The sequence below is a fragment of the Kitasatospora sp. NE20-6 genome (genome assembly GCF_045862635.1).
The window spans coordinates 1-10,506 of record NZ_BPRL01000120.1 but is presented as its reverse complement, the minus strand read 5'-3'; the positions used below and the strand labels follow the sequence as shown (position 1 = coordinate 10,506).

Genomic DNA, 10,506 nt, shown 5'->3' with positions numbered 1-10,506 from the left:
GGAGATCATCCGCTGCCTCAAGCGGTTCATCGCCCGCGAGATCTACCAGATCCTGACCGCACCCAGCGCCCCACACATCACCACCGAGCAGCTCACCACCGCTGCTTGACATCCATAAGAGCATCCCCCCCCGTCGCGCGACGGTGCGGTGAGACCGCGCCGTGAAAGGAGTGCGCCGCTGTTAGCGCGACGACGACGGCCGGCGCACCCCGGCTCCACGACGAACCGGCGGACGGCCGGTGGAGCACGGTGCCCGCGGTGACCATCGCGGCGGCGGTGCTTCGGCTTACCGCAGAGGCCCGGCGGCCTGCCCGCGCGGACGCCTGACGGCCTGCACCCACCTGCCCCGGCCGGGCGGGGAGCTTGCCCGGGGCGCCCGCGCGACCGGCCCCGAGCCGTCTCCGCCAGCGCCCACCTGCGGGTCTTCTCCGTGCTGCTGCGCCGGGACGACCCAGGTGCCGCGTTCACCGCGGTGACCCGGCCGGGTACCGAGTCGGCGGTGCTGATCCACTTCCGCAAGGACATCGCCGCGATCGTCCAGGCCTGGGTGCGCTCGCTGTTCAAGCCGGCGCTGCGCCGCGACCCGAACGCCCCGCCCCTGCCCGCCCCTGCCCTGCCCTGCCCTGCCCGGTCCGGTCCGGGCAGGGCTCGCGCGAGCGGTTCCTGAAGACGCCTTCAGGTCTTCAGGAACCCTTCAGCACCGCTCGGCCATGCTGGACATGGCTGTTCGGACACGGCGCCGTCGGCCGGCAGCCCCACTCGGAAAGGCACCGAACGATGCTCTCCTCCTCGGCCCTGCTGGCCGTCAACCCACTGGACGCGGGCTCCCTGCTGGCCGCGTTCGGCGCCCTGGGCATCGCCGTGATCATGTTCGCGGAGACCGGCCTGCTCGTCGGCTTCTTCCTCCCCGGTGACTCGCTGCTGTTCACCGCCGGCCTGCTGTGCACGACCGGTGCGCACAGCGGCCCCCACCTGAACCTCGGCCAGGTCCTGGCGGCCTCCGCGGTCGGCGCACTCGCCGGCGCGCAGACCGGCTACCTGATCGGCCGCCGCGGCGGACGTGCCCTGCTCGCCCGCTCCCGCAGCAGGCATCTGCACGAGGGCGCGGTGCGGGCCGAGGAGATCCTCACCCGCTACGGCCACGGCAAGGCCGTCGTCCTGGCCCGCTTCGTCCCGGTCGTGCGCACCGTTCTCAACCCGCTGGCCGGAGCACTCGGCGTCAACGCCCGCACCTTCACCCTCTGGCAGGTGGTGGGCGGGCTGGCGTGGACGGTCGGCCTGGTCATGGCCGGGTACGCGCTCGGCTCCTCGATCCCGAACGTCGACCGCTACCTGCTGCCGATCGTCGCCGTCGTGGTGGTGGTGTCGCTGCTGCCGCTGGTGCTGGAGGTGCTGCGTTCCCGCCGTCAGGCCAGCGCCCGATGAGCGGCCCGGCGAGCACGCTCGCCCTCGACGGCCGCCCGATCGACGGCGGCCTGTACCGGAGCATCGACCGGTGGGCCCAACACCTGCCCACACCGGTGCAGCACGCCGTCGCCTCGTTCTCCGCCTACGGCCTGGCCCTGGTCGCCGTGCTGATGCTCCTCGCCTGGTGGCGCGCCCGCCGTGCTGACAGCACGGCGGTGGCACGGGCACTGGCCGCACCGCTGGTGGTCGTCGTGGCCTTCGCCGCCGACACGTTCCTCAAGTCCGTCCTGCGTGAGCCCCGCCCGTGCCAGGTGCTGGACGCCGGACGCACCCTCGAAGCCTGCCCGGCAACCGGCGACTGGTCACTGCCCAGCAACCACACCGTCATCGTCTTCGCCGCGGCCGCCGTCCTGTGGCACGTCGACCGCCGCCTCGCCGCCCTCGCGCTGCTGCTCGCGATCGCGATGGGCGTCTCGCGGGTGCTGGTCGGCGTCCACTACCCGCACGACGTCGTTCTCGGCGCGGCGGTCGGCACCGTCGCCGGGTACGGCCTCGGCCTGCTCGCCGGCCGCGCCGCGCCCTTGGTGGAGCGGGCCCGCGAAGGGCGGCTGCGCCGATGGCCGACCGCATGACCCCGCGGCAGTCGGCACTCTGGATCGCGCTCTGCGCCGTGGCGTTCGCCGTCATCGCCTTCGTGCTCGGCTCGAACGCGTGGGCGCCGCTGGGGTTCGAGCGGGCGGCCGCCGACCGGGCCGTCGCCCATCGGCCGTCCGCCGCCGTCACCACCGCCGAGGCGGTCACCTCGCTGGGCACCGGCGTCTTCCCGTACCTGATCGCCCTCACCGCTGGCGTCGTCCTCGTCCGCGCCTACCGGCCGCACCGCTCCGGACGGGCCGCGGCCGGACTGCTGCTCGCTCCCGTGTTGTGGCTGGTCGCGGGCCAACTGCTGCGTCAGGGCCTGATGCGCGGCTTCGCCCGGCCCCGCCCGCCCGCCTCGGACCGGGCGTTCACCCCCTCCGGGTTCGCCTTCCCCTCCGGCCACACCTTCACCGCCGCGGTCTGCGCCGGACTGCTCGCCCTCGCCGTCGCCCGCACCCACCCCGGCGCGCGCCGCGCCGCCGCGGCGCTCGCCCTGGTCTTCGCCGCCGTCATCGGCGCCACCCGCGTCCACCTCGGCGTGCACTGGCCGCTCGACGTCCTCGGCGGCTGGCTCCTCGCCGCCGCCTGGCTGCTCCTCGGTGCCGCGCTCCTGCGGACACCGGGCCGTCCGGTGCCCGGGGCGTAGACGCGCCGGGCACTGCTGATGATGCCGGAGTTCCGGTGCTCGACGGGCAGGTCGAGCACCGGACGGACGGCCTCGGCCGCGCCGTCGACCTCTCCTCGGGCGAAGCGGGCGAGCACGAGGTCGGTCTGCGCGCCGGCCTCCTCGCCGAAGGCCCACTCGTCCTCGGAGGCGGTGCGGTAGGCGGCGACGGCGGCCTCATGGTCGGCGGAGCCGTATCGGCGAATGATCAGGACGAGGGCTCGGATGCTCTGCGGCGCTTCGACCGCCGATGGAGGACGGCGGCCGCGGCAACGGCCACGGCAACGGCCGCGGCGATTGTGGCGGTGATCCGGCCGGTGCCCCCGGGTCGGGCGGTCTGCGTCAGCGGGGCGGCGGACGCCGGTGGGGGAGGAGCCGGCGTGCTGGTGGCGGTGGAGGCGGTGGCGGTGGCTACGACGACGGAGGCGTCCGTTCCCGGTGAGGTGGTGGCGGGGCCTGCGGAGGACAGGGCCGGGACGGACGGACGGCTGGTGGGGCGAGGGGTGGGGGATGCCTTCGTGGGGGTGACTTCGAAGGGGGCGACGGTGTTGTCCTGGTCGGCGTTCAGGGTGCAGGGGACGTCGATCCGGCCGGGCCCGGCCAGGTTGCCGTCGGCGTCCTTGGGCACGAGGTGGAGGGTGAAGTTGCCGGCGGTCACGCGTCCGGTGCCGGGGTGGGTGAAGGAGAGCCGGGGCGCGTTGCCGGTGGCGGGGATCTCGAAGGCACCGGAGGCGGGGACGGGAGTGCGGGTGATGGTGAGGTGGACGGGGACGGCGGTCCCGTCCTGCGGGGCGAGGACGCGGGTCTCGGCGTCGATCGAGCCTTCGATGCTGCGCACCCCGAGGACGTAGCGCAGGCCGAGGGTGAAGGAGGCCTCGACGGTGGCGGCCGCGTGGATGGCGAAGGCCGGGCTGGACTCGCCGGCCGGCAGGGTGGCCGGGACGTCCGCGGAGATCCTGGCGGTGATGGCCTGTCCGCCGATGGTCGGGAAGGCGCAGGTGTAGTGCAGGGTGGGGGCGGCGGGCCGGGCGGCCGCGGGGGCGGTGCCGAGGGCGCCGACGAGGGCGGTGGCGGCCCCGGCGACGGCCGCGAGGCGGGTGTGCCTACCCGGGCGGTGCGTACGGGATTCGGCGCTCATCGTGCCCCTTCCATCGGGTGGTCGCGTCGGCGCTGTCGGAGGCCGTGGCGTTGCTGGTGGCTGCGGCTCAGGTGGCTCTGGATCCAGGCGTGGCGGAACTGGTAGACCGCGCCGACCTGGCGGAGCACGCCGCGCTGGTGGGCGTCGTCCAGGAAGGCGATCAGCGCCCACGGCAGTTGCCCCGTGAGCGGCAGCCAGATGCGGGCCAGCGCCACCCACTGGCCCCAGGCGGTCAGGCTGAGTCCGTAGCTGAGCCCGGCGCCGAACGCGGCCTCCAGTCCGAATACCAGGCCGACCTCGAAGCCGCGCAGCGGCCCGTACACGATGCCGTTGAGCAGACCGACGCCGATGCCGAGGACGAGTGCCCAGGTGAGCAGGTGGTAGGCGACGTTGCGGCGGTCGATGTGCAGCAGGTCGGCGGGGCTGACGACGGATTCGGTGCGGACCGGGGCTTCGAACAGGGCGATCAGGCCGAAGACCAGCCCGGTCGAGAGGGCGATCGGCGGAATGAACAGCAGCCCGGCGGCGCCGGCGCCCTGTCCGTCGGCGAGTCCGATCGCGGCGACCATGCCTTCGTCGACCAGGATGAGCAGTGCCATTCCGGCTGCTCCACCGCACAGGCCGATCAGGAACCGGGTGCGGGCGTTGCGGCGGGTCGTCGGGGTGCCGGTGCTGAGTCGCATGCGGACCGGCGGGGGTCTGAGGGTGGCGCGAGCGCTGGTGTGCCAGTAGACGAACCCGAAGAGCGTGCCGGCGGCGAGGCCGTGAAGGACGCCGACCAGCAGGCCGCGGACGACGGCGAACCGGAAGCTGTGCGCGGTGGCGACCAGGTCGACGGGGAGGTTGCCGATCGCGGTGGTGACGCCGAAGGCGACGCCGGCCAGGACGGCGATGATCACGGTGCGCGAGAGGCGGCTCATGCCGGTGCCGACCTCCCACCAGGTGATGTCCTGCCGTTCGCGGCCGAGCCGGGTCAGGTGGTCGGCGAGGTGGCCGAGCCAGCGTTCGGCACGTTCCGCGTCCCACGGTCCGGGCCGGCGGTGGGCGGGGTCGAGCCGTTCGGTGGGACGGGGGCGGTAGACGGCGGGGACGAACCCGGCCAGCAGGTGCTCCTCGATCGCCTCGGGGTCGGGGAAGCGGGCGGTGTCCAGGAGTTCGCCCGGCCGCCGTTCGGGGTGGTCGCTGTACATGGTGCGGGCGAGGGCGATCATCAGCGGGGTGCGCAGCGCGGCGGCGAGGTTGGCGCGGCCGGCGCTCTCCGCCGTCCGGGCGGGGTCGAGGACGGCCTCCCAGGTGGTGCCCTGCCCGTCGGTTTCGGCGGGCCCGGGGAAGGCCGGGTCGGTCCGGGGCAGGTAGCCGCGCAGGTCGTCGAGGTCGAGGTCGCGCAGCTTCAGGACGACGGCGGCGGCCAGCGGGGCGTGGGCCGTCCGGACGGCGGTGGTGAACTCGGCGGGCCGGCTGGTCAGGACGAGCGGCAGCCGGGAGAGGTCGAGTGCTTCGAGGGCCGGGGCGCGCAGGTCTTCGGCGAGTTCGTCGAATCCGTCGAGGACGGGGAGGACGAGGTCGTCGTCGAGCAGGTCCGCGGCCAGCGTCTTGCCGCTGGGAACCCGGCGGGCCAGGTGCGGGTAGTCGCGCAGCAGCCGGCCGATCAGCCAGTCGCGCAGGGTCACGGTGGTCGGGTTCCAGGCGCCGAGGCTGAAGATCATCGGTACCCGTTCGTTGCGGGTGCGGGCGTCCAGCAGGTCGAGGGCGAACCGGACCGCCAGGATCGACTTGCCCGATCCGGCCCGGCCGAGGACCACCAGCCGGCCCGACGGCACGCGCCGGTAGATCTCGGCGACCCGCCGCAGGTCGCCGCTGAGATCCGGTTCGGTACGGGCCTCCCCGGGGGCGAGCAGGAGGGCGTTCGCCGACTGGTCGGCCACCCCCGCGACACCTGCTGCCAGCGCACCGGCAGCGCGAACGGGTGGTGCACCCGGTGCTGGGCCTCTTCGCGGCGCCAGCGCTGCCGGCTCTCGCGGGCCAACTCCTCGGCGGCGTCGGCGAGCGGGCCGTGGTCCCGGGGCGGTGGCAGTGGTTCCGGTGGGAGCGCGGGGGCTTCCGGCGCGGCCGGGCCGGTGCCGCCGCCGAGGGCGCTCAACCGTCGGCGGTCCTCGGGGCCGGCGTCGAGCGCGTCCGCGATGCGGTTGATGGTGCCGAGCCGGTGGTCGAAGGGCCGGTCGGTCTCGATCCGGCGGACGGTGCTCTCGCCGAGCCCGGCCCGCTCGGCGAGCTGGAACTGCGTCAGACCGGCCTGCTTCCGTAACCGGCGCACCAGCGCTCCGAACGTCTCCGCCACGACCCGCCCTTCCCCCGAGGATTCGAAACAGGGGCGAGCCTACCGCTGACGACCGGTCACCTATGACCGGCGCTGTGACCTGTGCATCTGCCTGACGCGACGTCAGCATCGGTGGTGCGGACAGCGGTTCCGCGGCCCCGGCGCACCCCGTTGCGTGGCCCGGGCCGCCCCTGTCCGCGACACCGGTACGTGAACTTGAGGGAGGCGGTGTTTGCGATGGCGGAGACGAAGGGTGTCCTGCTGCCGGCCTACGTGGTGGCCGACGAGTCGGGCTCGATGGCCCCGTACCAGCGGGAGCTGGGGGACGGGGTGGCGTCGCTGTGCGAGGGGCTGCGGGCGGAGCCGATGGTCGCGGCCAAGCTCCGGCTGGCCGTGCTGGGCTTCTCCGACGACGTCCAGGTCCGGCTCGCGGTGGCCGACATGCGCACCGAGACCACGGTGCCCCGGCTGGTGATCCGCGGGGTGACCAACTACCGGGCCGTCTTCGAGGACCTGCTGCAGCGCATCCCCGGCGACGTGAAGTGGCTGCGCGGCGAGGGCTACCGGGTGCACCGCCCGGTGGTCTTCCTGCTCAGCGACGGCCAGCCCACCGACGGCTCGTCCTGGCACGCGCCGCACGCCGAGCTGACCGACCGGGACCGCACCCCGACCGCGCCCAACATCATCGCCTGCGGTCTCGGCGACGCCCGGGCGCAGACCATGGTCGACGTGGCGACCCGCCCCGAGTTCGCCTTCCTCGCGAAGTCCGGCACCGACGTCGGCCGGGCGATCTCGGAGTTCTTCCACTCGCTCACCATGAGCCTGGTGGCTTCCGGACACGCCCTGAACTCGGCCGACCCGCAGCTGGTGGTGAACCGGCCCGACCAGTTCACCATGGCCATCGACGAGGTCGGCCGGTGACGCCCGCCCGCCGGGGCGACCCGGACCCCGCGCCGCCGGCGGCGCCCGCGAGGCCCGCCGGGCCGGACCGGGCACCGTGGCAGCGGATCACCGTGGACGTGCCGGGCCTGGAGTTCGAGGCCCGACCGCCCAGCCAGTACGCCTTCGACTTCCCCGACAGCGAATGCGAGGGCTGGTCCACCGACCGGCTCACCCTGCGGTTCGCCTCGGTCCGCGGCGCAAAGCACCGCTACTACCGTCAGCCCCGCCAGGACGCGGCGCGCGCCGCCGTGCACGAGGCCACCGGCAGCATCGTCTTCGCGGTCGCCGACGGCGTGTCCAGCGCCGCCGAGTCCCACCAGGGCGCGGTCGAGGCGTGCCGGGCCGCCGTCGAACGCATCCTGCACCTGCTCGACCGGGGCCCGGACCGGCTCGACGGCGCCGACGTCGCGGCCCACGCCGCGCGGCGGCTGCAAGAACTGGCACGGTGGCGACTCGGCGTCCCCGCACCGCAACCCGCCGAGGTGGCCCGCCTGTACGCGACCACCCTGGTGGCGGGGGCGGTCCGCGCCGTGGGCGACGCCCTGGAGGCCGAACTCTTCCGGATCGGCGACTCCGGGGCGTGGCTCCTCGACCGGGCCGGCGGCGGCTACCACCCGCTGTTCGGCGGCAAGGCCGTACCGGGCACGCCGCTGGTCAGCAACGAGGTGTCCCCGCTGCCCCTGGTCCCCGACCGGCTGGAGACCGCCGTCGGACGGCTGGCCGAGCCGTGGACGCTGCTGGTCGGCACCGACGGGTTCGGCGACCCGCTCGGCGAGGGCGACGGCCGGGTAGGGGAGCTGTTCGCCCGCCAACTCGCCTCGCCGCCGCCGCCGTTGTGGCTCGGCCACGTGCTGGACTTCACCCGGGAGACCTTCGACGACGACCGCACCCTGCTGGCGATCTGGCCCCGGACCGAGGAACCGAGGTGAACGCCGGACCGGCCGCCCCGGTCGAGTTCGCCACGCTCGCCCTGGGCGGGGAACTCGGCCGGGGAGGCCAGGGATCGGTCCACCGGGTGCGCAACAAGCGCATCAACGATGCGGCGGCCGCCGGCGGTTGGGAGGTCGTCTACAAGGAGTACGCCCCCGCGGTGCTGCCGCAGGTGGACGCCGCCGCGCTGGCAGCCGCAGTCGCGCTGCCCGGGCGGCTGACCGGCGAACAGGGGCGCTGGCTGTGCGAGAAGACCGCCTGGCCGGCCGCCGTGGTCCGGCGCGGCGGACGGACGTGCGGGTTCCTGATGCGCGCCGTCCCCGACCGTTTCCACTTCACGCTCCGGACCCTGGCGGCCGGCAACCAGGGCCCGCCCCGGCTCGCCACCCTGGAGTACCTCCTCAACGAGGACGCCTACGTCGCCGGGATCGGACTGACCGTCACCGACCGGGACCGGCTGCTGCTGCTTGCCGACCTCGCGACCACCCTCGACCGGCTGCACCGCTTCGGCGTCGCCGTCGGCGACCTCTCGCCGAAGAACCTGCTCTTCACCCTCGCACCGCAGCCCGAGTGCTTCCTCATCGACTGCGACGCGGCCCGCACCGGCCTCGCGACGGTGCTGCCGCAGGCCGAGACCCCGGACTGGCACGTTCCCGCGGGCGAGGAACGGGCGACACGGCACAGCGACACCTACAAGCTCGCCCTGCTCGCCGTCCGCCTCTTCGCCCGCGACCAGAGCACGACCGACCCGGCCGAGCTGGCGGCGATCGACCCGGCCCTCGGCACCCTGGCCCGCGCCTCGCTCGGAACGGACCCGGCCGCCCGGCCGACGGCCGCCGCCTGGGCCGAGCAACTGGCCTCGGCGTCCGGCAGCCTGAAACCCGGCCGCGGGCCGAAAGCCGCCGGGGGATCGAAGCCGAAGCCGAAGCCGAAGCCGCCGACCGGGCCGGCCGCCCCGCGACCGCGCGTCAACAGCTGGGCAGGTTCGGCAGGTTCGGCAACCACCCCCGGCACGGGAACGGGCAGCGCGGCGGCCCGCGTCGGCAAGGTGCTCGTCGCCGTCGCGGCCGTCGCGGCCCTGGTGCTGGTGGCGGTCCACCGCGGCGACTCCCACCCGGCCGACACCCGCTCGGCCGCCGACAGCCATCCGCTGACGGCCAGTTACTCACCGCGTCCCGCCGACAGCACGTACCTGATCCCGGCACCCGATCCGACCGTCACCAGCACCAGCCCGGGAACCCCGACCCCGACCCCGACCCCCACACCCACCCCGAGCCCGAGTCCGACCGATCCGATCGCCACCGCGGCCGTCGGCGACTGCTTCCACGACACCGGCACCAGCGACCGCGCCGACCTCACCCCGGCCACCTGCACCACCGGGACGTTCAAGGTCGTCCGGATCAACGAGCGGAGCACCGACCTGGACGGCTGCGCCGACGTGCCCGGCAACGACGAGAGCGTCAGCTCCAAGCGCTACTCGCGGGTCCTGTGCCTCAGCTACCAGAGCCCCGGCGGGGACTCCTACCACGCCCGGCAGGGCGACTGCGTCTTCGGGCCGTCCGGCGCGGGCCAGTGGTCGGTGCTGTCCTGCCGGACCGGCGCCTTCAAGGTCCTCGCCGTCTACAGCGGCACCAACGACCACTCCAAGTGCGACGGCTGGCCCAACTACAACCAGTGGCGGACCGTCCCCGGCCCCGAGAACGCCGGCCGCGACGTCCTGCAATGCCTGTCCATGGTGTTCCCCGACGACGCAGGCTACGCCACCGTCCGCGAATGCCTGCTCAAGTCGGGCCGCACCTTCACCAACGTCGGCAGCTGCGACCGCTCCAACGTCTACGTCACCGGACGCACCAGCACGCCCGATTACCCCGCGTTCTGCGGCCAGGACAGCTCCACCTACTGGCGCTCCAACGAGTTCCCCGACCTCGGCTACACCGTCTGCTGGCGCTGGCGCTGACCCCGCCGCCAGTACACGGCAACCAACCCGTCATCCCACCAACGAAGTTCAAGGATCCGACATGGCATACCGCTACCGGTGCGGCGAGTGCGGCTTCAAGACCTCCTGGGGCACCGAGTCCCAGGGCGAGCAGGAACAAATCACGCACTACACCCACCGCCACCCCGGCCTGCGCCCCGGCGGAACGGTCGAGGCCAACACCAAGAACCCGGAGGGCGGCATCGGCTGCCTCGGCTTCCTCGCCGTGCTGCTCCTGCTGTTCGTCCTCGCCGCCGCGTGCAGCCGATGAACAGCGCCGATCCGAACACCGCGACGAGGAGGACGTCATGACGAAGCACTACTGGAACCAGGACCCGGCCGCACCGGCACCGCCGACCTGGCAGCACACACCACGCGCGGTGCCGCCCCGGCTCGGCCGCGGCGGCGCGGCGGCACCGGCCCCCGGCGGGTCGGCGCCCGCCACGGCGCCTGCCGCGGTGCCGCCCGCCCCCGCGACGCCGGCCCGGCCGCCG

Annotated in this window: 9 protein-coding genes and 3 pseudogenes; 9 read left to right on the top strand and 3 right to left on the bottom strand. The window is 74.4% G+C overall.

What is annotated here, in order from left to right; translation table 11 throughout:
- Positions 1–397 precede the first annotated feature (397 nt).
- The 4 genes and pseudogenes from SNE206_RS39390 to SNE206_RS39375 all read left to right on the top strand — a co-directional run.
- Positions 398–592, top strand: a pseudogene (locus SNE206_RS39390) (undecaprenyl-diphosphate phosphatase); the annotation flags it as partial.
- Between the two features lie 185 nt (positions 593–777).
- Complete coding sequence (locus SNE206_RS39385; RefSeq protein WP_407918410.1) at positions 778–1,425, top strand: DedA family protein; 648 nt, start codon at positions 778–780, stop codon at positions 1,423–1,425.
- Positions 1,422–2,039 carry a phosphatase PAP2 family protein gene (locus SNE206_RS39380; protein WP_407918409.1) on the top strand — a complete coding sequence of 206 codons (618 nt, stop codon included), beginning with the start codon at positions 1,422–1,424 and terminating at the stop codon, positions 2,037–2,039. Before SNE206_RS39385 ends, SNE206_RS39380 begins: the two co-directional genes overlap by 4 nt.
- Positions 2,024–2,692, top strand: a complete 669-nt coding sequence (locus SNE206_RS39375) for a phosphatase PAP2 family protein (protein ID WP_407918408.1) — start codon at positions 2,024–2,026, stop codon at positions 2,690–2,692. Before SNE206_RS39380 ends, SNE206_RS39375 begins: the two co-directional genes overlap by 16 nt.
- Positions 2,693–2,918: 226 nt before the next feature.
- Here the strand turns inward: SNE206_RS39375 and SNE206_RS39370 are convergent, their stop codons facing one another.
- From SNE206_RS39370 to SNE206_RS39360, 3 genes and pseudogenes are all read right to left on the bottom strand, one after another.
- On the bottom strand, positions 2,919–3,848 hold the full coding sequence (locus tag SNE206_RS39370; RefSeq protein WP_407918407.1) for a DUF6801 domain-containing protein: 930 nt from the start codon (positions 3,846–3,848) through the stop codon (positions 2,919–2,921).
- Positions 3,845–5,773 (bottom strand): NACHT domain-containing protein, encoded by a 1,929-nt coding sequence (locus tag SNE206_RS39365; RefSeq protein ID WP_407918406.1) that lies wholly within the window; start codon positions 5,771–5,773, stop codon positions 3,845–3,847. Before SNE206_RS39365 ends, SNE206_RS39370 begins: the two co-directional genes overlap by 4 nt.
- A 272-nt stretch (positions 5,774–6,045) precedes the next feature.
- A pseudogene (locus tag SNE206_RS39360) lies at positions 6,046–6,162 on the bottom strand (helix-turn-helix domain-containing protein); the annotation flags it as partial.
- A gap of 240 nt (positions 6,163–6,402) precedes the next feature.
- Between SNE206_RS39360 and SNE206_RS39355 the strand changes: the two are divergent.
- The 5 genes and pseudogenes from SNE206_RS39355 to SNE206_RS39335 all read left to right on the top strand — a co-directional run.
- Positions 6,403–7,086: a vWA domain-containing protein gene (locus SNE206_RS39355; RefSeq protein ID WP_407918405.1), complete on the top strand. Its 684-nt coding sequence runs from the start codon at positions 6,403–6,405 to the stop codon at positions 7,084–7,086.
- A complete protein-coding gene (locus tag SNE206_RS39350) occupies positions 7,083–8,036 on the top strand; it encodes a protein phosphatase 2C domain-containing protein (RefSeq protein WP_407918404.1) in 954 nt (317 codons plus the stop codon). Before SNE206_RS39355 ends, SNE206_RS39350 begins: the two co-directional genes overlap by 4 nt.
- Positions 8,033–9,994, top strand: a complete 1,962-nt coding sequence (locus SNE206_RS39345) for a hypothetical protein (protein ID WP_407918403.1) — start codon at positions 8,033–8,035, stop codon at positions 9,992–9,994. The genes SNE206_RS39350 and SNE206_RS39345 overlap by 4 nt, the downstream gene beginning before the upstream one ends.
- Before the next feature lie 61 nt (positions 9,995–10,055).
- Complete coding sequence (locus SNE206_RS39340) at positions 10,056–10,283, top strand: hypothetical protein (RefSeq protein WP_407918402.1); 228 nt, start codon at positions 10,056–10,058, stop codon at positions 10,281–10,283.
- A gap of 37 nt (positions 10,284–10,320) precedes the next feature.
- A pseudogene (locus SNE206_RS39335) lies at positions 10,321–10,506 on the top strand (hypothetical protein); the annotation flags it as partial.

Excerpts from the sequence above, each read along its gene's own strand:
- SNE206_RS39385 (WP_407918410.1), top strand. The coding sequence starts at position 778 with ATGCTCTCCTCCTCGGCCCTGCTGGCCGTCAACCCACTGGACGCGGGC.
- SNE206_RS39380 (WP_407918409.1), top strand. The coding sequence starts at position 1,422 with ATGAGCGGCCCGGCGAGCACGCTCGCCCTCGACGGCCGCCCGATCGAC.
- SNE206_RS39375 (WP_407918408.1), top strand. The coding sequence starts at position 2,024 with ATGGCCGACCGCATGACCCCGCGGCAGTCGGCACTCTGGATCGCGCTC.
- SNE206_RS39370 (WP_407918407.1), bottom strand. The coding sequence starts at position 3,848 with ATGAGCGCCGAATCCCGTACGCACCGCCCGGGTAGGCACACCCGCCTC.
- SNE206_RS39355 (WP_407918405.1), top strand. The coding sequence starts at position 6,403 with ATGGCGGAGACGAAGGGTGTCCTGCTGCCGGCCTACGTGGTGGCCGAC.
- SNE206_RS39340 (WP_407918402.1), top strand. The coding sequence starts at position 10,056 with ATGGCATACCGCTACCGGTGCGGCGAGTGCGGCTTCAAGACCTCCTGG.